Source organism: Aureibaculum luteum, assembly GCF_003449015.1.
In the GTDB taxonomy this organism is placed as follows: Bacteria; Bacteroidota; Bacteroidia; order Flavobacteriales; family Flavobacteriaceae; genus Aureibaculum; species Aureibaculum luteum.
Window position 1 is genome coordinate 192499 of sequence record NZ_QRGD01000005.1, and the last position, 24106, is coordinate 216604.

Annotated in this window: 18 protein-coding genes; 16 read left to right on the plus strand and 2 right to left on the minus strand. The window is 31.5% G+C overall.

The genetic code is table 11. The features are described from left to right. Positions 1-13: 13 nt before the first annotated feature. Positions 14-1822: a hypothetical protein gene (locus tag D3P13_RS13080; protein ID WP_117883144.1), complete on the plus strand. Its 1809-nt coding sequence runs from the start codon at positions 14-16 to the stop codon at positions 1820-1822. 52 nt (positions 1823-1874) lie between these two features. On the opposite strand, the gene nadB is transcribed toward D3P13_RS13080, so the two are convergent. Then, positions 1875-3464 (minus strand): L-aspartate oxidase, encoded by a 1590-nt coding sequence (gene nadB, locus D3P13_RS13085; RefSeq protein ID WP_232829189.1) that lies wholly within the window; start codon positions 3462-3464, stop codon positions 1875-1877. A 6-nt stretch (positions 3465-3470) separates the two neighbouring features. Beyond that, positions 3471-4466 (minus strand): quinolinate synthase NadA, encoded by a 996-nt coding sequence (gene nadA, locus D3P13_RS13090; RefSeq protein WP_117883146.1) that lies wholly within the window; start codon positions 4464-4466, stop codon positions 3471-3473. A gap of 225 nt (positions 4467-4691) precedes the next feature. On the opposite strand from nadA, the gene D3P13_RS13095 reads away from it, so the two are divergent. The 15 genes from D3P13_RS13095 to D3P13_RS13165 all read left to right on the plus strand — a co-directional run bounded on the left by D3P13_RS13095 (position 4692) and on the right by D3P13_RS13165 (position 24025). After that, a complete protein-coding gene (locus D3P13_RS13095) occupies positions 4692-6149 on the plus strand; it encodes a pyridoxal phosphate-dependent decarboxylase family protein (RefSeq protein WP_117883148.1) in 1458 nt (485 codons plus the stop codon). Continuing rightward, positions 6136-6798, plus strand: a complete 663-nt coding sequence (locus D3P13_RS13100) for a hypothetical protein (RefSeq protein WP_117883150.1) — start codon at positions 6136-6138, stop codon at positions 6796-6798. Before D3P13_RS13095 ends, D3P13_RS13100 begins: the two co-directional genes overlap by 14 nt. Positions 6799-6981: 183 nt before the next feature. Then, positions 6982-7191 carry a type II toxin-antitoxin system Y4mF family antitoxin gene (locus D3P13_RS13105; protein WP_117883152.1) on the plus strand — a complete coding sequence of 70 codons (210 nt, stop codon included), beginning with the start codon at positions 6982-6984 and terminating at the stop codon, positions 7189-7191. Further along, positions 7188-7526, plus strand: coding sequence for a HipA N-terminal domain-containing protein (locus D3P13_RS13110; RefSeq protein ID WP_117883154.1), 339 nt, complete (start codon positions 7188-7190; stop codon positions 7524-7526). Before D3P13_RS13105 ends, D3P13_RS13110 begins: the two co-directional genes overlap by 4 nt. Then, a complete protein-coding gene (locus tag D3P13_RS13115; protein ID WP_117883156.1) occupies positions 7516-8463 on the plus strand; it encodes a HipA domain-containing protein in 948 nt (315 codons plus the stop codon). Before D3P13_RS13110 ends, D3P13_RS13115 begins: the two co-directional genes overlap by 11 nt. A gap of 181 nt (positions 8464-8644) precedes the next feature. Then, the gene (locus D3P13_RS13120) at positions 8645-9706 is read left to right on the plus strand and encodes an ankyrin repeat domain-containing protein (RefSeq protein ID WP_117883158.1); all 1062 of its coding nucleotides are present in this window, start codon (positions 8645-8647) and stop codon (positions 9704-9706) included. Positions 9707-9879: 173 nt separating this feature from the next. Further along, the gene (locus tag D3P13_RS13125) at positions 9880-10707 is read left to right on the plus strand and encodes an XAC2610-related protein (protein ID WP_117883160.1); all 828 of its coding nucleotides are present in this window, start codon (positions 9880-9882) and stop codon (positions 10705-10707) included. Positions 10708-11035: 328 nt separating this feature from the next. Then, a complete protein-coding gene (locus D3P13_RS13130; RefSeq protein ID WP_117883162.1) occupies positions 11036-11602 on the plus strand; it encodes a hypothetical protein in 567 nt (188 codons plus the stop codon). A 250-nt stretch (positions 11603-11852) separates the two neighbouring features. Continuing rightward, positions 11853-12146 carry a barstar family protein gene (locus D3P13_RS13135; protein WP_117883164.1) on the plus strand — a complete coding sequence of 98 codons (294 nt, stop codon included), beginning with the start codon at positions 11853-11855 and terminating at the stop codon, positions 12144-12146. Positions 12147-12151: 5 nt separating this feature from the next. Continuing rightward, the gene (locus D3P13_RS13140; RefSeq protein ID WP_117883166.1) at positions 12152-12343 is read left to right on the plus strand and encodes a hypothetical protein; all 192 of its coding nucleotides are present in this window, start codon (positions 12152-12154) and stop codon (positions 12341-12343) included. 522 nt (positions 12344-12865) lie between these two features. Then, positions 12866-13441: a helix-turn-helix domain-containing protein gene (locus D3P13_RS13145; protein WP_117883168.1), complete on the plus strand. Its 576-nt coding sequence runs from the start codon at positions 12866-12868 to the stop codon at positions 13439-13441. 417 nt (positions 13442-13858) lie between these two features. Next, positions 13859-15169, plus strand: coding sequence for a tyrosine-type recombinase/integrase (locus D3P13_RS13150; protein WP_117883170.1), 1311 nt, complete (start codon positions 13859-13861; stop codon positions 15167-15169). Positions 15170-15600: 431 nt separating this feature from the next. Next, positions 15601-18180, plus strand: a complete 2580-nt coding sequence (locus D3P13_RS13155; RefSeq protein WP_117883171.1) for an NB-ARC domain-containing protein — start codon at positions 15601-15603, stop codon at positions 18178-18180. Positions 18181-18577: 397 nt separating this feature from the next. After that, positions 18578-19822, plus strand: coding sequence for a glycosyltransferase (locus D3P13_RS13160; protein WP_117883173.1), 1245 nt, complete (start codon positions 18578-18580; stop codon positions 19820-19822). 9 nt (positions 19823-19831) lie between these two features. Further along, positions 19832-24025 (plus strand): phosphodiester glycosidase family protein, encoded by a 4194-nt coding sequence (locus D3P13_RS13165; protein WP_117883175.1) that lies wholly within the window; start codon positions 19832-19834, stop codon positions 24023-24025. Positions 24026-24106: the final 81 nt, after the last annotated feature.

Here is a 24106-nt window from a genome sequence, read left to right on the forward strand (position 1 = left end):
TTAATCATAAAACATGACAAAAGCACATTCTTTTCATATACCTGTTATGGGTATCGGTTACACTATAGACACTCCTTATAAAGTTGCTCATTTAGGCATCGATTCCGTTATTTCTTTAGTGGATGACATTTTACTTGAAAAACTCAGGAAAATGTATAGTGAAAAACTCGAAATTCCATATACTGCAATTACTGATAAAATTAATGATTTCAGAGCCAAACGAATTACGTCTTATTTAAATATGATGAATAATTTGGTCGATAAAAAATTTGAAGAATTAAAGAATTCAGCCGCTGATGTAAAAGATTATTTTAATCGGTTACCAGATAGCTCATCCATAAAAAAAGAGTTTAAAAAAATTACAGCGAATCATTTTAACTTGGATGATATAAGAACATGGATTGACACTACGATTACCAAAGGTAGTATAGATGTTAATATCATGACCAAGGTTGACAAAGACAATTATATTGGTGACGAAAAATTACCTATTGAATTTAATGATGCTCATGCTGCCTTAAGAGGTTTTGCCGAAAGCGATTTAAATGCCTCTGTAATTCTTTCTGCTGGTATGAACCCTAGACTTTATGCTTATCTTGAAAACTTTGACGCATTTTATCCAAATGAAAAAGGTGAAGTTGACAAAAAGGTTGTTTTAAAAGTTAGCGATTATCGTTCTGCATTAATTCAGGGTAAATTTTTAGCAAAAAAAGGAATTTGGGTTTCAGAATATCGCGTTGAGTCCGGCTTAAATTGTGGTGGACATGCATTTGCAACTGATGGTAATTTATTAGGCCCAATATTGGCAGAATTTAGAGACCATAAACAAGAAATTACGCAAACAGTTCATGAACTCTTAATAAAAACGTTAGCGGATAAAAACAAAACCGTCCCAAAAGAACCTTTAGCTTTAAAAATAACAGCACAAGGTGGTGTTGGCACCTCTGAAGAGCATGACTTTTTATTAGATCATTACAAAGTTGATTCTGTAGGATGGGGTACGCCATTTTTACTAGTTCCAGAAGCTACAACCGTTGATATTGATACCTTAGAAAAATTAGAAGACGCAAAAGAAAAAGATTTATACTTAAGTAATATCTCTCCTTTAGGAGTTCCTTTTAATAACCTGAGAGGAAATACAAAAGATGAACAAAAGTTTAAAAATATCGCAAAAAATAGACCTGGAAGTGCATGCCCAAAAAAATACGTAGCCTTAAACTATGAGTTTGATGAAAAAGGCCTGTGTACAGCTTCCAGACAATATCAGCATTTAAAACTGAAGAGCTTAGAAGAGCAGAATTTATCAGAAATTGAACATGAAAAAGAATATACTAAAATTATAGAAAAATCTTGTGTTTGTGTTGGGTTAGGAACCTCTTCTTTATTGAGCCATGGTGTAGAAACTAAAAAAGAAGGCACTGGTGTTTCTATTTGTCCTGGTCCTAATTTGGCGTATTTCTCTGATAAAATGAGTCTAAAAAACATAACTGACCATATTTATGGAAGAGCAAACATGATTTCTAGATCTGATAGACCTAATATGTTTATTAAAGAACTGAATATATATATTGAATATCTTAAAAACAAATTAGAAGAAACGGCAACTTCTATGGATGCCAAACAAGAAAAGTATTTTAAGAAATTTAGTAATAACCTAAATGAAGGAATTACCTATTATCACAATTTATTTAATTCAGTTACCGCAAATTTTAGAGATGCAAAGGTTTCTATTTTCAATGAACTTGAAACGAGTAAACGTAACTTGAAACAAATTGTAACTGATATAGACCAAATAAAAGAAAGTATGCTGGAAAAAGCATAATTATAATAAAAATATCAATCCCCTTTTGTATACTGTACAGTAGGGGATTTTTTTAGTTATCAATCAAATCCAAATTATAAAAACCTCCACAATTGGATTTTCTATTCTTTGAAAATTGGGTTATTAAATAGGCCGTTGTTATTAGGTTTCTTAATTCGCAAAGGTCTATAGATAATTCGGAATGATCATACAATCTTTTATTGTCTTCATACAAGCCTTTTAGCCTTCGTTCTGCTCTTAACAATCTTTCATCAGATCGTACGATACCTACATAATTACTCATTATTGTTTTAACTTCTGCCCTATCGTGCGTAATTAATATGTTTTCCATATTCTTAACAACACCACTATCATTCCAAACGGGAATATTATCTGGCATGTTCACCTTTACATACTTTTTAGATACATTTAAAAAAGCTCGGTGTGAATACACAAGAGCTTCTAATAATGAGTTTGATGCTAATCTGTTTGCACCATGTAAACCTGTTCTCGAAACCTCTCCACAAGCATATAAATTTTTGATTGATGTTTTTGCTTTCTTATTTACATTTACGCCTCCACATATATAATGTGAAGCAGGTACTACGGGTATAAAATCGTTGCGAATATCAATACCTAAAGAGGCACATTTCTCTGTAATATTTGGAAAATGGGCTTGAAATTTTTCAAAATCTAAATGCGTGCAATCTAAATATACATGGGCCGCACCACTCCTTTTCAATTCATTATCAATAGCTCTAGCCACAATATCTCTAGAAGCTAATTCTTCACGATCGTCATAACGATGCATAAATTTTTGCTTCTTAAAATCTCTTAATTTAGCACCAAAACCTCTAACGGCTTCAGAAATTAAAAATGCCGGATATTCACCTGGGTTATACAAGGCGGTTGGATGAAACTGAATGAACTCAACTTCAGATATTTCAGCTTTTGCCCTATAGGCTAATCCTAATCCGTCTCCTGTTGCTACTTCCGGATTTGTAGTCGTGGTATAAACCTGCCCACTTCCTCCTGTTGCTAACAAGGTGAATTTAGACACAAATGTTTTTACAACATTGGCTTTAGCATCCAAAACATAAGCTCCAAAACATGATAATTTAGAATTTCTTTTCGTTTTTTTCTTTTGAACTTGATGCTCTGTAATTAAATCAATGGCATAGTGATAGGTCAAGTAATTGATATTATCAGCTTCTTTAACTTGTTTAATCAAAGCCCGTTCTATTTCGCCACCAGTAATATCTTTATAATGTAAAACTCTATTTTGTGAATGACCACCTTCTTTACCTAAGTCAAAAGTTCCTTTCTTATTAGTATCAAATCTCGTACCCCAATCAATCAATTCTTGAATTCTGGTCGGAGCATCTTTTATAACCATACGCACCACCTTTTCGTCACACAAGCCATCTCCTGCAACCAACGTATCTTCAATATGTTGCTCAAAAGTATCTACTGATTGATTATAAACAGAAGCAATTCCGCCTTGAGCATATTTGGTGTTAGATTCATCTATCTCATTTTTTGTAATAATAGTAACGGTGGCATCTTTATATTTTTCAGCTATTTTTAAAGCAAAACTTAATCCTGAAATACCAGAACCCAATACCAAAAAATCCGTTTTATACAATTCTGTATTACTTTTCATTTGAAATTACTTAGATAATTCTAACATTCTATTAATTGAAACTATGGCTTTTTTACTTAGGTCTTTGTCAACTTCAATAGCTGGTAATTCATACTGCATACATAAATATAATTTCTTCATGTTATTCATTTTCATATACATACATTCACTACAGGCACAGGTATTATCTTCTTTAGCCGGAGCTGGTATAATCTCTTTATCAGGATTATCTAACATCATTTGATATAAAATACCCGCCTCTGTGGCTACAATAAATGTTTTTTTATCGCTATTCTTTACATGATTTAACAAACCTGATGTAGAACCAATATAAGAGGCTGTTTTTAAAATATGAGCTTGAGATTCTGGATGAGCAATAATTTCAGCCGTTGGATGCTTTTGATAGAGTGTAATTAACTTTTCAACAGAAAATGCTTCATGAACCATACAAGCACCATCCCAAAGTAACATTTCTCTACCAGTTTCCTTATTTAAATAAGCACCTAAATTTCTATCGGGTGCAAAAATAATGGGTTGGTCCAAAGGAATAGAATCAACTATCTTTTTCGCATTAGAAGAGGTACAAACAATATCACTTAAGGCCTTAATTTCTGCCGAACAGTTTATATAAGTAACCACAATATGATTTGGATGCTCTTTTTTGAATGCTGCAAATTCTTTTGGCGGACAACTATCTGCCAATGAGCAACCCGCTTTTAAATCGGGTAATACCACTTTTTTGGTTGGATTTAAAATTTTAGCGGTTTCCGCCATAAAATGTACCCCAGCAAAAACAATCATATCTGCATCAGTTTCAGCGGCCTTTTGAGCTAAATACAAGCTATCACCAACAAAATCTGCTATGGCCTGAATTTCATCAATTTGATAATAATGAGCTAGGATTACGGCATTCTTTTCTTTTTTTAATCTTTTTATTTCAGCTACATAATCAATATTTGGTGTATTTATTTCTAAAAACCCCTTATTCTCTAAGTTTCTCTTTGCGTGTTCTAAAATCTCCATAGTTCAATTTTATCGTATTTTTTTTGATGCTCCACAAAGATAGTTTTTGTTTATAAGGTTGACAATTTATTTACTTTAGAAAAAAAACTTACATAATTTATAGCAATCTCATTTCATAAATTAGTTAGGGATATTAATGTCTATTTCACCACTATGTTCTTCCCTTTTTTGTAAATTTACACCTCACAAATTTGATTATTTTATATAATATTTGATGTAGATTATATGCTCGAAAAAACACATGCCCCTCTTACATTAACCAAAGAGGAAATGCAACAATATGGTTATAAAGTTGTAGATTTAATTGTTTCGCATTTTGGAGACTTAAGCTCAGCAAAAATAGTTAGTCTTGCTGATAGAAAACAGATGGATGAACTCCTTCAACAACCTATCCCCAATAAACCCAGCTCACCAGAAAAAGTGCTACAAGATGTTGTCGATAATGTTTTAACCAATGTAGACTTTTTAACACATCCTAAGTTTTACTCGTTTGTTCCTAGTCCAAGTAATTTTATTAGTGCCATGGCAGACGCTATTGCTTCCGGGTTTAACATTTTTTCTGGTGGGTGGTCAAATTCTCCAGCAGCAGCAGAATTAGAAATTGTAGTGATCAACTGGTTTTTAGAAATGTTTCATTTTCCTGTTGTAGAAGGCGGCGGTATTTTAACCAGTGGTGGCTCAATGGCAAATTTAACAGCCTTAACTACTGCAAGGCGTATAAAATGTAAAAACGATTATTCAAAAGCCACCATATATCTATCTGATCAGGCTCATTCTTCGAACATTAAAGCAATTAGGGTATTAGGTTTTAAGGAACAACAAGTACGGATAATTCCTACAGACATGGAATTCAAAATGTCTTTAAATAAACTTAAAAACGCCATTGCTAAAGATAAAATTGAAGGTAATAAGCCCTTTTGTATCATAGCTTCAGCGGGCACAACAAATACAGGTACTGTTGATCCCTTAGAAGAAATAGCCGATATCTGTGCCAAAGAAAATTTATGGATGCATGTTGATGGTGCTTATGGTGGAGCGGCAATTTTAGCTGACAAAGGAAAAACCTATTTAAAAGGCATTGAAAGAGCAGATTCTCTTACGGTAGATCCTCATAAATGGTTTTTTCAACCTTATGAAATTGGATGTCTTTTGGTGAAAAATCACAAATGGTTAAGTAAAACGTTTAGCGAGAAACCCGTTTACTTACGAGATATTGAAGGAAATGAATCTGAAATAAATTTTTATGATCATGGTATTCAATTAACACGTGGTTTTAGAGCGTTAAAACTTTATATGTCTATAAAAACGTTTGGGTTAGACCAATTTAAAGAAGCCATACAGTCAGGTATTTCACTTACCGAAAATGTAGAAGATTTCTTACGAAAAAGTTCAAAATGGGAAGTAGTTTCACCTGCAACATTAGCCATTATTAACTTTAGGTGTAATCCGATTGAACAAAACTTAACTGAAAAAGAATTAGATGCGTTAAATCAGTATATCTCCAAAGAAATATTAAATTCTCACAGTGCTGTTTTGGTGACTACTATTTTACAAGACCAAGTTGTATTGAGAATGTGTCTTATTAACCCGAGAACTACACTTGACGATATAAAAGACACGCTTAATTCTTGCGAAAAATTTGCGACAACATTTATAAAAAATATGACACATGAATCTATATAAATATTTATTCTTTTTAACATTAATTGCAATAGTTGGCTGTACAAAAAAGTCTATAAAAATTCCTGTACTAAATGTTGCGGGTATTCAAGATACTATTTATGACAATTCTCAAATTTGGATTTTTGCGGAAGAAAAAGATGGTGATACCATTGCTACATTAAATAGAAAAAATAGTATTGCTACGACAAGTTGGATCTATAATATTGACAAAAGCTTACCCATGTCTTTGGTGGTGCCTTATTTACAGAAGCTTACAGAAAAAAGAGAAAAGCCTGCTTTACATGAAAAAGATGAAGACGATTTTAATTACTTCTCTTATGTAGATTCTGATGCGAACCTCTTATCTATGGTTAAGTTTGATGTTATTTATTATGATACTAGTAAAACGATGGATACCAATAAATTTGTAAAAGATACTTTAAATAAACATGTTGTAATAAATTATAATCAAAATGGTTTGGCTATAAATGACAGCGTAATTTCAATAAACAATTTGAACAACTATTTTGTAAAACGATCACCAGAAAAGGAAATAAATGTCCACTTAACTTTTGATAAAGATATAAAATATAATGACTATTTACTTTTAAAAGCTCGCTTGCAAAATAGCAACAACATTAAGCTTGACACCATTGAATTTGTAAATTAAATACTAATTATATTTACGGATAGTTCAAGTATGCTTGTATAATTGTTGTATGTCATTTAAAAAATCATAATTAGAATATTATATTTATATGCTAAAACATATAAATTAATGTTTTAGCATCAAATTATATCTAATTGCATATAATTTAATATATTTGTTTAATATTATATTTAAAAGCATATAATGAAGCAATTAGCAGAGTTTGTCAAAGAACGGAGAAAAGAAGTTAATCTGACTCAGAAAGAATTCGCTGAACGAGCAGGAGTAGCACTAACTGTAGTGCGTAAAATCGAACAGGGTAAAACGAATCTAAATATGGATAAGGTAAATCTAGTTCTTAATATGTTTGGACATGAATTAGCTCCTGTTAATAGTAAAAAACGGGCTGAATGAGAAAGGGAAAGGTATTTTATAAAAACCATTTGGCTGGCATTATTACGGAGACGAATGAGGGCGAATATGAATTTCAATATAACAATCAATACGCCAAAGATCATCCAAATGACTTCATTACGTTCACTATGCCAGTTAGAGAGAAGCCATATAAAGAGAAGCGACTCTTTCCTTTTTTTGAAGGATTGATACCTGAAGGGTGGTTGTTAGATATAGCTTCCAAAAACTGGAAAATCAATAAAAATGATCGTATGGGATTACTTCTGACCTGCTGTCAGAATTGTATCGGTGCAGTAAGTGTGGAACCTATAACAGAAGAAGAAAATGAAGCATAAATGCTTATATTGTTATGAACCTGTTGAAAATGAACTGGACTTTCACGAAAAGTGTTCAATTGAATTCTTTGGAACACCAACATCTCCTAAAATTGAATATTCGCTTGACCAAATGGACGAACTTGCGAAAAATGTCGTAGAGCGAAGTATTGCTATCCCAGGAGTTCAGCCGAAACTATCTATGTCTATGGTCAAAGAAACCAAGGAGAATTCGGATACACGACTGACTGTAGTTGGTGCATTAGGTGGACAATTTATATTTAAACCACCTACTGACAGATTTCCAGAAATGCCTGAAAACGAACATGTAACAATGCGAATAGGTGAAGCTTTAGGAATTCGAGTAGTACCATCATCATTGATTCGAATTTTATCTGGAGAACTTTCCTATATAACTAAACGAGTTGACCGAACAGAAACTGGAGAAAAAATCCACATGCTCGATATGTTTCAGATCACTGAAGCATTTGATAAGTATAAAGGTTCAATGGAGAAAATTGGAAAAGCATTAGACCACTATTCTAGTAACACATTGCTTGATAAAACCTTTTTCTTTGACTTAGCTCTTTTCTCCTTTTTAACGGGAAATAGCGATATGCACTTAAAGAACTTCTCGATGATCGAAAGCCCTTCTGGTTGGATTTTGTCTCCTGCCTATGATCTTTTGAATGTTGCAATTGTGTTTCCAGAAGATACAGAAGAACTTGCACTGACAATAGTTGGGAAGAAAAAGAAGTTAAAACGTGAACACTTTGAACAGTTCGCAGAAGGATTAGGATTAACTCCTAAACAAATTAAAGGAGCTTTTAATCGAATGATAAAGAATAAATCAAAAGCATTCAATTGGATTGATCGATCGTTTCTATCAAATGAAATGAAAACTGCCTATAAAGAGTTGCTAAAAAGTAGATACAAACAATTAGGACATAAAGAATAAGACGAAACCACTACTACCACTATCATCCATTGTGTCAGTAGCTAAGCTTTGGGCTTTTACCAAAAATTGCTATTTTTGAACCATGGCTTAATTCTCTTGGAATAGTCCATGCAAGATCCGATAATTCCACAACAAACCAAATTCATAGACGTTACAGACAATCATAACAAATCAATAATTGATGATAAAGATAAAGGATATAGGAACATTTGAAAGTGTTCCACAAATTGTTGAAAATATAATTAACAGCAATTTAGAGGCCTTAAACGAGCACTCAAACCAAGGCTGGGATATTGAAAAGTTAATTGTAATAGATGAATATATAGAAGAAACACCACTTGATTTAGCCTTAATTATGAACGCCTTTGAATCAGTCAAATGGCTTGTAAAAAAAGGTATTGACCTCAATAGAAAAGAGAATCCAAGTTTTTTGAGAGCAGTGCGATATTGTAATGAAGATATTATTAAATATGTCGTTGCACATGGAGCAAAAGTTAACCTTGTTAATAATGTTAAATCAGATGCATTTGAACAAGCCCTTTATGGGAAGCAATTTAAGCACCTTCCACTAATACATGAATTAGGCTATTCCGTTAGTGCATATGGAGGAAAGGCTTTTCGCAAAGTTGTGAGCGACCAAAACTACAAGGCCATTGATTTTTTTATAACAAATGGAGTTGATATTAATTATAATGAACCTGATATGGTTTATTCCTTTAAACCAACCCCTTTGTGCGTAGCAGCCAGGTATGTAGATTTAAAAATGTGTAAATACTTGATTAATCAAGGTGCTGATGTAACCATCGCTGAAAAAGACGGCATGCGACCTTATAGTATTGCCATAGAAAAAGGAGACGCTGAAATGGCAACATATTTCAAATCATTAGAGCCAGCTGAATATCACAACTTACAGAATAAGTTAGAGGAGTTAAAGCCTTACAAATTACCCAAAGATTTAATTGATTATCTGAGTGGCGATAATTTACATTTAGAATTACCGGATAGCGATTTTGAGTTCTTTGATTTCTTTTCACTTACTGATACCGTTCCTTTTAAATTTGGAAGAAAAAAACTGTTAAGAATCTCTAAAACATCAGGAGATTATGATCATCTCATGCTTGTATGGAATCCTAAAACAAAAAAAATTGCTTTCTATGATCTGGAACATGAAGAATTGACTGATTTATGTAATTTTAAAGAGTTTTTTAAAAACCCTGATTTCCATTTAGAAAAAATATTCTAATAAAAGACAGCCTATAAATATGTATAATTTAAAATAACCCAATCTCTTGAGCTTCATAATTCAAGAAAAAAACTATAGTAAGTATAACGAATATAAACGCTCCCGAAGTATCGGGACGTTTATACAAATGTTGTGTGCAATAAATAGTATAAATTAAAAAAAGAATATATAAAATGAATTTGAAATTATACTTTATCCTTTTTTATGTTAGTTGTTTTTCACAGAAAGAAAATAATTTAATTGAAAATGATAAACTAAAATTAAATTACATCTATCATAAAGATGGCGAAGGAATAAACCCTACTTATTTCTTTGACTTTATAATTTATAAAAACGGAAATAAAATTCAGGTAATTAAAAATTTGGAAGCATATCCAAAAGCTTATTTTGAAGATCTAAATTTTGACGGGATAACAGATATACGTATTTCAGCTGGTGCATCTAGAAACCCATACAATGCATATTCTTATTTTTTTATATATAACCCAAAGACTAAAAAATTTGAAGACAGAAAAGAATACAAGGAAATCTCAAGACCAAAATATGATAGTAAAAAAAGAGAGATAACTTCAATTCATTATGAGAAATATGGTAACAAACAAGTTGTAAAGAAATTTAAAATATTCAAAAACTCAATACGAAAAATTAGAATGTTTAGTATTTATGATGGATGGGAAATTGGATGGATGAATAAGAGAATTAGAGAGGAATATGATTACACAAAAAATATTTTAATAAAATATATCGAAGATAGAGATGGTGTTTTAAACCAAACAAAAGAAATTTATAAGCTAAAAGGGGAATCAAAGACTTTAATTGAAAAGATTATTACTGTAGAATATCTTTGTGCACTTTGTCCTGATGGAGAAACAAAATCTTATACTGAATATTGGAAAATGAAAAATTCAAAATTAAAATTTATAAAAAAAACGGAAAAACTGACCAAATTCAATATAGACTTCAAGTTTATTGAACATAATGAGGAAAGTATATATAAATAATATTACTACGGACTCTCTCCTATTAGTGATTAATAACCTTAACAATATTATTTTTAAAAAATACTGCAGTTAACAAAGTACTGCAGTAAAAAACATCAAAAAACACCCTTTTTTCACAACACATTTTCACCATAAGTATGACCTAAATCTTCTATTTGCTTTATTACCATTTTATTGCTACATTTGAAAGGCTGTCGCTAAATAAAACCCTACTCCAACCCTATTGAAGTGCTGTTCTCTTTAGCTTCGTAATTACAATAAAAAAATGATAACGAGTAAAACGTCCCGATACTTCGGGAGCGTTTATACAATTGTTACCATACATTAGATGAAACGCACCATATTTAAAATAATTGGAATAATTTTAATTATATATTTCTTTGTATCATATGCTTTTCCTAGATTTATTGCTGTACCATTCGCAGCTTGGAATTCTCAACAAGTATGGAAAGAAATTGAAAAAGAACATTTAGAAAATCAAAAAACAGACTATTACGAAATAATTGGAGTTTACGAATATCAATCGGAAAATAAAGAAGAAAATCATTCCATTTTTATTGACACTATTGACACCAAATTAGTTGGGTTTTATTTCGGAACTGAAGATGGAAAAGGACACGGAGTTTTTCATTACGGAAATCCACTCTTAAATTTTAAACTGACTGAAAATATAATCGAGTTTGAAATTGGACAAAGAGAATTATTTGAAGCGACTCGAAATAAAGTTTATAAAGTAGACGAAAAACCTAAAAAAGAAATCAAAGTCGGAATTTCAAAAAGTCTATTAAAGTTTTCTGGAGAATTGACTGAATTTGGATTTATATTAAATTGCGAATCTAAATTTAAAGATTGTTGGGAAGATAAAATGAAATTTAAGAAAGTTCACGATTTATAAAAAATAACGATTTGCCAACACCACCTATATGCCATTAATTTGGGCATATTTACTGGGTTTTGGGCAATGGCTATTAAAATATTTTTTCTTCAAACAACTCATGCTCTTAGTAGGTATTGTTCTGGGAAACGCAAGGGCTACGTAAAAAAATATTTTAAAAGCGAAAAGGTCTGTGTTTAATCTATTAACTTTATTGCTTAATCAAAGAAAATTAACGACATATAGCCAAACGTTGTAAGTAATTTGACCAATGACAATCTACAATATTAACGGAAGAAAAATAAAAGACTGGAAATCCTTTCATCGTGAATTTAAAAAGGAATTGAATTTTCCAGATTATTATGGCGAAAATATGGATGCTTGGATTGATTGTGTGGATGAATTGAGTGAAAAACCAACGCTGATTAATATTAAAAACGGAAAAGTTTTAAAAGAGAACTCGCCTGAAATATTTGAAGCGATTTTAGAGTGTTCTGCTTTTGTAAATCACAGAAAATTGGATGTTGGAGAAAAACCAAACTTAATAATTTCAACAGAATATTAAAGAAAATGGCATTTAAAAGACCAAAGATTATTGGAACAATGAAAATTCAAAGAATGATGGCTGGAAATTTAGCCGTAATAAATGATATAAAAAATGCACCAAATAAAATAATAGTTCAATGTGATGATTGGGAACACGGAGAAGAAATTATTGAAAGAATAAAAAACGCTAAATTTGGAGACATACTACACTTTTAAAAAAACTACTTACAACACAGGTAATCGTTGGACAAGTATCAAAAATGACATATTGAACAAATAATCGGCTTGATTGTAGCTGTTTTAATGGACGTTATAATTTTTCGCACTACTAATTTCAACTTTTTTAAGGAGATTGTACCACCTTGTTTTGCACTTAAGAAGTACCGTGCTAAAAACAACCAAAACACACTCTTTTTCACACTACATTTACACCATAGTTACTCCCCAACGCTTCTATTTGTTTTATTGTCTTTTTATTGCTACATTTGAAAGGCTGTCGCTAAATAAAACCCTACTCCAACCCAATTGAAGTGCTGTTCACTTTAGCTTCGTTATTATAAAAAAAAACGATAACAAGTAAAACGTCCCGATACTTCGGGAGCGTTTATACAATTGTTAGCACCAATTAGAACTCAACAAATCAATGAGAGGCAAGAATGTCGTAAAAATGTCGCATTTATACCGTTATCAAAATGATAGTTTCATAAATAGTTTTGTCAAACATAAACTTAATTATTTATGAATAAAATTGGACAAAAAATAAGAAACGTTAGAAAGAAAAAAGGGCTATCTCAAGAAGAATTAGCTGAATCTGCAAAAATCAATTTGAGAACAATTCAACGGATTGAAAATAACGAAAGTGAACCGAGAGGAAAAACTCTGAATTTAATTTGCCACGTTTTAGACATAAGGGCAGAAGACATTCTGGACTATGGAAAGCAAACTGACAAAAGTTATTTAATTTACTTTCATTTATCCGTGTTATTCGGTCTTATTATACCAACTGGTAATATTGTTATTCCCTTTATTTTATGGATAACAAAAAAGAATAAAATAATTGATTTGGAAGCCATTGGAGCAAACCTTCTGAATTTTCAGATTATTTGGACTTTTCTAGCTTTTACATCATTAATAATTGGTTTATTTATGAGAATTATACATTTCGAAATTGGGCCTGGAAATTTAATATTTTCATTTTGCATTTGGATAATTTTATCTATTGTAAATATTATTTTATCTATAACTTTTGCAAATAAAATTAGAAATGGAAAAATCGGAAATTTTTATCCGAACATAATTAAATTTATAAAATAACTGGTGCTAACACCAGTAATCGTTGCACAAGCATCAAAAATGACATATTGACCAAATAATCGGCTTGATTGTAGCTGTTTTATGAGACGCTATAATTTTTCGCACTACTAATTTCAACTTTTTTAAGGAGGTTGTACCGGCTTGCTTTGCACCTAAGAAGCACCGTGCTAAAAACAACCTACCACACCATTTTTTCACACTACACCTTAACCATAGTTACTACACAACTATTCTATTTGCTTTATTGTCTTTTTATTGCTACATTTGAAAGGCTGTCGCTAAATAAAACCTTACTCCACCCCAATTGAAGTGCTGTTCTCTTTAGCTTCATTATTACAAGGACAAAACTATAACGAGTAAAACGTCCCGATACTTCGGGAGTGTTTATACAATTGTTAGGCAATATTTGAAAAAAGAATGAACGAAGACTTGAGAGAAAAAATATTATCCGACTTGAATGGTCGGAATTATCAAGAATCAACTGTAAAAAATTACTCAAGTCAGTTATTCCAATTGTTCGACTATTATTCGTCAATTAATCCTTTGGATATAACAAACAAACAGGTTAGCAAATATGCCCAATCCCTAATCACCCAAAAAAAATCAAGGTCTACAGTCAAAACACTTATTTACGCTTGTAACTTCTTTTTTGACGAATTAAATAATAAAAAACACGGATTATATAAGTTCAAATTACCACCCGAAAAACCAAAAAAGGCAGAATTTTTCACTCAAAGCGAAATCTTGGAACTTATTGAGACCAAGCAAAACTTAAAACATAAGTCCATAATTCTATTAATGTATTCAAGTGGATTAGAGATTGGAGAATTATTGAATTTAAAAGTAGAAAATATCAGGTCAAAGGAAAAAAGACCAAACATTCAGGTTCACGATAATAAAGGACAAATTAAAAGAAAAGCATTTCTATCTAAAAGAGTTCTTCCGACTTTAAGAGATTATTATTTTGCTTATGAACCAACTAATTGGCTCTTTTATAGTCCAGATGATAAAAACAAACAATACTCACCTACAAGTGTGAGGAAAATGATTGATACTTCTGTAAAGGAACTTAATATGAGTCCATTACTCAAGTCTAAATCAATTAGACATTCTTATATCAAGCATTTAAATGAGCTCGGAGTTCCTTTAATAAAAATTTTAGGGAGTCTTTCTTTAGAATCGTATGATACTCATTTAAAGTATTCCAAATTAATTCACGGAACTGATGAAATATATTTTTCGCCTCTTGACAAACGTTTAAACGAAGAAATACAAGTTGAAGATTTTAAAGACCTTGAACATCTTGTGTTTGAATTAGAAGACAAAAACGAAATTGATTACTTAATGGAAGGATTAGATTGTTTCAGATGTGGAGCATTAAGAGCAGGAGTCATTTTTATTTGGTCTGCTTCAATAAAAAACATTAGGCAGAAGATAATAGATTCCACAAAATTAGTTGAAATAAACAAGGAACTTCAAATCATTGAACCTAAAGCTAAAAAAATAAAAAATGTAGAGAGTTTTGAATTTATAAAAGATGAAACTACTCTTCATTTAAGTCAAAAAGTAGGTCTTTACGACAAATTTGAAAAGAACGAACTAATTAATAGTTGTCTAGGTTTAAGAAATAAATGCGGACATCCTTCAAATTATAAACCGGAAATTCAGAAAGTAAAGGCATTTGTCGAAGACATTTTGAACTTGGTGTATAAAAAAAACATTGCCTAACACCAGTAATCGTTGCACAAGTATCAAAAATGACATATTAACCAAATAATCGGCTTGATTGTAGCTATTTAAAGAGACACTATAATTTTTTTCAACTAGATTACCACCTTGTTTTGCACTTAAGAAGTACCACGGTAAAAAACAACCAAAACACACTCTTTTTCACACTACACTTACACCATAGTTATTAACCAATTCTTCTATTTGCTTTATTACAATTTTATTGCTACATTTGAAAGGCTGTCGCTAAATAAAACCCTACTCCAACCCAATTGAAGTGCTGTTCTCTTTAGCTTCTTAATTCAAGAAAAAACTATAATAAGCATAACGGAAATAAACGCTCCCGAAGCATCGAGACGTTTAGCCAACCTTACAAGAGAATTAAACACATTGCGTTTATACAATTGTTGGCAAACATTAAAAAAAACTGAATGGAATACTACCCTTTAAAAAAACTTAAAGAAAAAGTTGAACTATCAAAGCAGGAATCTGACTTAAGCTATTTTTATGAGTTATTAAATTATGCAGAATTTCTTACAAAGAACATTACACTTTTTCTTGTGTCTACGATAAACGAAGATTCAGAAAGAACAAAATATCGTTATCAATATAATTTATGTAGAGCGAATGCTTTAGGTGATTTTTCAAAGGCCATTGATGATATAGTAATTGGACCAGCTTCACAATTAATGACATCAAACATTAGAGACTATGAACTTAAGGAATTAACGCAAAGATGCAGTAAAGGTGATTGGCAATATGATTGCCAAGTACTAATGGATGAATGTCTTTCAATATTTAAAATTGAGCATAATAAATTATCTACTAAAAGCCCATTGAGAAACTGGTTTATTTTATTAACACAGTTGAGAAATAAAACCAAAGGACACGGAGCTCCAAATATTGATTGTTGTAATCAAGCTTGTCCCAAATTAGAAAAATCAATTGAACTAATTACTGATAATTTTAGTGCATTTAAAAGGACTTGGGCATATTTACATCAAAATCTATCAGGAAAATATAGAATTTCTCATCTAACACAAGACAATGAAAAAAAATTCGATACACTAAAAAAAGAAAACTCTTTTAATTTGCCGAATGGAATTTATGTTTATTTAGACGAGCCGAGAAAAATAGATTTGTTTTATTCAAATGCAGAATTAACCGATTTTTGGATAACGAATGGTAATTTGAAAGGCGACAGATTTGAAACACTATCTTATATTAGTGATGAACGAATTTACAAATCAGCTCAAGCCTATTTAATTCCTATAACTCAGCTTCCAAAAAGCCACACTGAAGGAGTTAAAGATTTAAATGTTATAGGCAATTGTTTAACAAATTTACCTAGTTCGCCTGAATTATACGTAAAAAGAAAAGACCTAGAGGAGGAACTTAAGTCAACTTTACTGCAAGAAGATAGATTCCCAATAGTTACGCTTTTAGGAAAAGGAGGAGTTGGTAAAACATCACTTGCTATAAATTTGATAACTAATATTGCCAATAGTGAAAGATTTGAATTAATTATCTGGTTCAGCTCACGAGATATTGACTTGTTAATAGATGGCCCAAAACAAGTTCAAACTAAGGTTTTAAAAATTGAAGATATGGCAAAAGACTATTGTTCATTGCTCTATCCAGATGCTAAAAAACCTGAATATGAACAATTATTTGCAAATGATTTAACTAAAAACACTTTTGGTAAGTCGTTATATATATTTGATAATTTCGAAACCATAACAAATCCAGTTGAGGTTTTCGAATGGATAAATACTTACATAAGAAACCCAAACAAAGTTTTAATTACATCGAGGATAAGCAGGAATTTCAAGGCTGATTATCCCATTGAAGTACAAGGAATGTCAGATGAAGAATGTAAAGAATTAATTAATGAATTTGCAAAAGAATTAAATATAACAAGTTATCTAACAGATAATTATATTCAAGAATTAATTTTAGAATCTGATGGACATCCGTATATTATAAAAATTTTATTAGGTGACGTTGCTAGAAATAAAAAAGTAAACAAAATCAAACGTGTAGTTGCTGAACAAGAAAAAATATTAGATGCTTTATTTAAGAGAACATTTAACACTCTTTCGCCTGCAGCTAAAAGAGTTTTTCTAACACTTTGTAGCTGGAATTCGATGGTTCCCACAATCGCCTTAGAAGCTGTTTTATGGAGACCAGAAAACGAAAAAATGAATGTTCAATCTGCTATCGAAGAATTGAGACAAAGTTCATTTATTGAAATAATTACAAAAGAAGATGACGAAATAATAAATGTTCCATTAGCAGCAACTATTTTTGGTAAAGGAGAATTAGAAATCAATCCAGATAAAATTAAAATTATGTCGGATCGAGACCTTCTAATGGAATTTGGTACTACAACATTTAATAATTTAAGTTCTGGTCTATCTATCCAAATAGAAAGAAAATTTAAATCAATCGCTAAAAGAATAAAATCTATAGCAGAGTTTGAAAACGAATTACCACTATTAGAATACATTGCGTCAAAATATCCAAAAACATACAAGTATATTATTGAAGTTTTTGAAGAATACGATGACTATGAAAAAATAAAATATTATTTACGAGAGTATATAAAGTCTAATATTCCAGCTAATGAAAAATCTCGTTTATGGCATAAACTTGCAGCAGTTTGCAGATATAGTAAAGATTGGGATGGTGAGAGCCACGCTTTGACAGAACTGATACAGTTACCTAATGTAAGCCTAGAAGAAATCAGCGAAGCTGCAAACAGAATTAACAATCATTTCTATCATAATATGGCCGCCAAGAGAGATGAATATAAAACAGAAATGCTAGATTTAATAATTAAAATATTTACCTCAAAAATAAGTGATGGTAACGCTACAGATTATTCAAGGTTAGGTTGGTTATTACTTAATAATAATAATAGACCTGAAGCAAAAAAGATGGCGGAAAAAGGCTTAAAACTTGATATAACTAACAATTATTGTCAACGACTAATTGAAATATTAGAATAACGTTTGCCAACAAAGAACTGAGCTAAAAAACAAACAATTCCTCATCAAATTTGTGCACTATTATTCTAGGCTCAAAATACTATTATTTGGTGTTATGAGCTTTGATTTTTCATATTGCTACCCCTTATTTAGATAAAATAGAGTCTTTTTTAGCCTCCTATTTCTTTACATTTTACTAAAAATAATAGGGTAGAAAGAATACAAAAAGACCAAATACTATAATCTAGTAATTTTTAGAGTTATCAATATCTCAAAATAACCAACCTAAATTCTTGAAGCCATAATTTAATATTACAAAAATTTTTGAACTGGTAATTCACCAAACATAACCCGTCTAAACACCTCATCTTTTATAATAAAATGTATCTTTAGGTTTACGAACTTATATATATTTTACATGCGAATAGGTATTATTATTGGTAGAATTGGTGGTGTAGATGGTGTAGCTCTTGAAACAGAAAAGTGGATAGATGTATTAAAAAAATTAGGACATGAAGTATTTATTATGTCAGGTGAATTTGAGTCCTGGAATATGGACTATGAACATGATTATCTTTTCCCTGCATTATCCTTTTTTTCAGTTGAAGCAGAATGGGGCCAACGAAAAGCTTTTTATGAACCCGATAAAGACCCTGCTCCACTCATAGAACATGTTGAAGACGCTTCTAATATGATTTTTAAAGCCATGCTTAAATGGGTTAAAGACAAAAAGATAGAAGCCATACTTTCAGAAAATGCTTCCGCACTACCCTGTCATTTATCTATGGGTGTTGCCATTAAAAAACTGATTCTAAAAACCGGCTTACCTATTGTAACTCACGACCATGATTTTCATTGGGAACGCGGGGAGCGTTATGTTTCCGCTCATCCTGAAATTAATCAATATGTAGATGATAACTTTCCGTTACTACTGCCTAATGTTAAACATGCAGTCATAAATACTTTTGGTGTTGAAACCTTTAAAAACAGATTTAATATTGACGCCACATTGGTGCCTAACGTAATGGACTTTAATCGTGTGTATGGTCTCCCTACTGAAGAAAATCAGTTCTTCCTTAAAGATTTGGGCATTACACAAGATGAAATTGCCTTATTACAAGTAACTCGTATTGTAAGGCGTAAAGGTATTGAAACCGCCATTTCATTAATTGATAAGCTAGACGACAAAAAGCTTAAACTTGTAATTACGGGTAACAATAACGATGATGAAAACAAAGAATATTACAATGAATTGATAGATCAGATTCATGAATTAAATTTAGCTAGTCAAGTCATATTTGCTGCACACAAAGTGTTAGACCATAAAGATTTATCTGATGTATATGCCCACGGTAGAGCCTGTACTTATTTTAGTACGTATGAAGGCTTCGGAAACGCCTTTGTAGAATGCGTACTTGCTAAAAAACCCATATTTGTAAACAACTACAAACCTGTGTACATGCAAGATATTGGGAACAAAGGTTTTGAAACTGTGATGACAGAAGACGGTATACTCACCAACAAAAATGTGCAACAAATGTCTGACATCATTTATAACCCCAAACGTTGTTTAGAAATCGGAGAATACAATTTTAACCTCGGTAAAAAATACTTTTCTTTTGATGTCTTAGAAGAAAAATTAAACAACCTATTTACATTTTAAAAACTATAAATGATTAAAACTAACACAAAGAAAATCACTACAATATTAAAAAAACTTAAAAACGAAAAAATAAATACTTGGTTTGATCTTGGTTTATTTATTGATAAATTTAAAGAACAAAATTCAACATCAGCCTTTAAAGGTGACCTTCCTGCATATGATGCTAATATTGAAAAAGGAGGCATTGCTTTTTTAACCTTTTACTTCACCATAGACGGCATAACTGTAGAAACAGAAAAGTATGCCAAAACCTTTAAAAAAATATATCCTAACATTCCTATTCATTTTATTGCTGGAGATATAAAGCAAGAGGCAGATGAATTAATACCGAAAGATGCCTCAAGAAAAGTGATTCCAGAAATGGAAGCTTTTGATGCTTGGCCATTATATGACGATTTCTTTAGAATAAAAATGGAACGTGGTAGTGAAGAATATAATAACCTTATTGGTAAGTTTTGGAATGAAGTGCTAGTGTTAGTAGAAAAACTGGGTAGCTATATTGAAGAGAATGATATTTCGATATTGTATTTAATCAATGTATGTTCTAACCCTGGTAATGTTTCATTGGCATTGGCTACCGTGTTAATTTCAGAATATTTAGGCATACCTGTTATTAATAACAATCACGATTTTTATTGGGAAGGTGGCAATAGAGCTATTGATATTAAAAAGAAAGGCTTAAAAAAAGGCCCTAGAGATTTCTTTTTCCACAATGCACATGTGGGTGAATTTTTCTCCATTATTGAAATGATATATCCATGGGAAAGTCGCTCTTGGATGAACGTAAATATCAATAAAATACAGCAAAACCATCTTATTGATATCAATGGTCATAATCCCGCAAATGTTGCCTTATTAGGAACTGCGGTAGATACCAAAATGCACCAAATGAGTAAGCGTGATATTATCAAAGCGTTTATGCAAGTCTCCTCTATTTTTGCCAATAAAAAAGAGACCATTACCGTACATACTGCCGCAAATCATACCGATAGCCAACGTTCTTTAAAACCTATATTATTAGGTCACAAAACGATTCGGAAATTCGATTTCGTAAATAACAATATCATTTTTTTACAACCTACACGGATTATAAGTAGAAAATCTATCGAGCTTAATTTCAAGCTCATTAAACGCTTATTTTCCTATGATTCCTTTGCTGATAAATTTATTACAAATCCGCAATTGAAATTATCCTTAATAGTATCTGGTCCCATTCCTCATGGGCAACAGCATTATTATCAAGACTTAAAAACCGATTTTAAAAACTTTCTAAAAGAACTTCCTAAAGAATTTAAATCGAGAGTACTTCTCGGATTTTTATTTAGTGAATTTGATAAAAATGATTTTAAGAAAAAATATAAAAAACCATTAGACATTGAGCAACTTTACGATGTAGCCTCTTTAATTTTATTACCCAGTCAAACTGAAGGTAGAGGCTTACCTATTATTGAAGCGGCCGCATGTGGTACACCTATATTTTGTAGACAATACGAACCAAGAGAAGTGTATGACGAAGTTATTGGTCGTCATTTAGATAAATCGCTACGTTTAAATGTACTTGAATTTAAAGGATCTAAGGTTCCTAAAAAACTAGCAGAAAGTATTTGTGATCACGTTTTTTATCCTCAAAATAGAATGGTTGATGTAACACATAATAGAAGTGTTATAAATAAGCGTTACAGTTTAGAAGCCTTACAAAAAAACATGCAATATATTCTTGGTAGAATGCATTTACAGTTAGGTGCAATATCAAATAATGTTAATGGTCAAGTAGTTGATTTATTGAAAGATTACAAAGAGATGGTCAATTTTGAAAATGACGACTTACATGCTCTACTAAATAAAGAAGCGAGGCATTATTTACCTGGTTATGGTAGGTTGTCTTTTATGACGTATTTAAAATCATTAATTGATCCAAGTTTTTTTAGAGTGGAAGAACAACTTATAAAAGGAATGGTGATGAGTTATGCTCGAATGATGGAAAATGATATTCCTGACCTTGTAAACACCGACTTAAAACTGATTCATAAGTATTATAATGCCATTGATGATATTTTTAAATATGTTGATGGAGAATTTGCCATTAGACACGATCATGCCTTAGCATACAGACATAGAAACAAAAAAAAGTATGCCTATCAAGATTTTACCTATCAAGAAGTTACGGGTTTGGTAAACATGATTTATAGTGATATTTTTAAACCAGAAAACTTACCCGATTTAACATTAGCTCCTCAATTTTTTGCCGATTGGGAATTGGCTTTATTTCAATTGACCAACAGTAAATATTTAGGTATTGACGATCGAAAAATACTAACCCAAAAATTAAAAAATAATGTCCCAAAAGGATATTTCCCAGGACGTTTTATTAAACATGAATTAGAATATTTTGTACTGCAACCTATTCGTGCACAACTCAAGCTTAAAATAGAAGAAGAACTTACCGCTGAAGTCCTTAAAGAAAAAGGACAGCACTTAGAAAAAGTTTATATTTTTATTCATGAACCAAGAATTACAAAATGGTTTTCTAATGCCAATATTAAAGAGTATTTAGAAAGCGAGAAAGAGCCCGAACTTGGTTTATTATTTAAGTCAGGCGTTGTACAAATCATAGAAACAAAACAATGGTCTGAAGGTGTTCATTTTCCACAAATGGGTGCAAAAGCAATTAAAATATTGCGTAACATTAAAGAAGCTAACGGTTTTATTATTACCAATGGCGAGTATGCCGCAATGATGACTGACATTATTGAAATTGATCATTTTCATATTGGTAAAGTAATGCATCAAATGACAGCTAAAATTATGGGCATTCCTAAAGATAGTGGTTTCATACAGTTTGTGCCTTCAGCGGTACGCACAACATTAGCCTTTCCTACCCCTATTCAAACGGCGAAAGATTTTGATATCGTTTTAAAAAGTGATTTGTTTCAAACACTTAAAAATAAGCTTGGTGAAAAAGAGTTGTTTGCTAGAATCTCTAAAGATGCTATTGAAAACGGTACGCCAATCAAGAAGTTATTAGAACACATAGAGACCAATTTAAAAGAGACTAAAACTGTCGAAAAAGTAACATCTTCATTTGCTGGAGGTGTGTATGAAGATGGTTTACCTTGGAGTGGTGTATTGGCTGAAATTGATACCAAAAAACACCAGTGGAAATTCGCAGCACATATTGCCAACAAAGAGCCTAAAAATGTACCTTCTCTCGTTAAGGAATATCAAAAGAAAAGTAAAAACCCAAATAAGATTGAATTAGCTTGGAATGGTGGCTATATCTTAAATCCTGAATTGGTGGGTAAATTAGGCTTGCCAGAAACGTATATTGGCTCACCGTTAGGCCTTTTAATCATGAACAATAAGGTGTTTTGTCCACCGCTTTTTAATAAACCTGCATTTATCATCTATAAAAATGGCGATGTAGATATTCGAAAAGTAAATAGTAAGGCTGGTTTTATAGTAAAAGGAAAACAAGAAGTCTTATCGTTTGCCGCTAGCCAGTATAACAAACACAATGACACAGCACCTTGCTTTTATGATTTATCGTATACAGATGAGACCATAGAAGGTAACGGCAACGTTATTGTAAGAATTGCTGGACATACCGTTAAGCAAATTATTGAAACGAAACCTAAAGAAGTAGTACCGATAATTCCAGTAGGTATTACACTCTCCATTCCTTCACAATTGTTTTCAAAAGACATTTTTAAAGAAGGAAAGCCCTTAGATATTCAGTTATTAGAACCTGAAACCAATCCTTATAATTGGGATAAGATATCTTATGCCATAGAAGCCGGACCGATGCTAATTGATGGCGGCAAGCAAATTTTAAATATGGAAGATGAAGGTTGGAAAACATCAAACTCTATTAAAACACAAGCGGCACGATTAGACTTTACAGATATGCGTGGGCCTAAAATAGCCGTGGGTATTACCAAAGAAGGTAAACTGATGGTACTTATGGTAAATGGACGTATAAGAGAGTCTGTCGGAGCTACGCATTTTGATATGGTAGACATTCTGTTAAAGTATGGGATGGAAAAAGCCATGGGCTTTGATCCAGGAGGAAGCAGTACTTTGGTTGTTGATGGAGAAATTATGAATATTTCACCTTACAATAAGAATTACGAGGAAGACATTATCTCATTACCACCAGAACCTCGGTTTGTTGCCAATGCCATTATGGGATGGATTGAGGACTAAATGTTGCATATAGAAATAAAATCTGAAATCATATTAATTAAGACTCGCTTCATCAAAAAGCGGGTTTTAATTTTTCTAGAT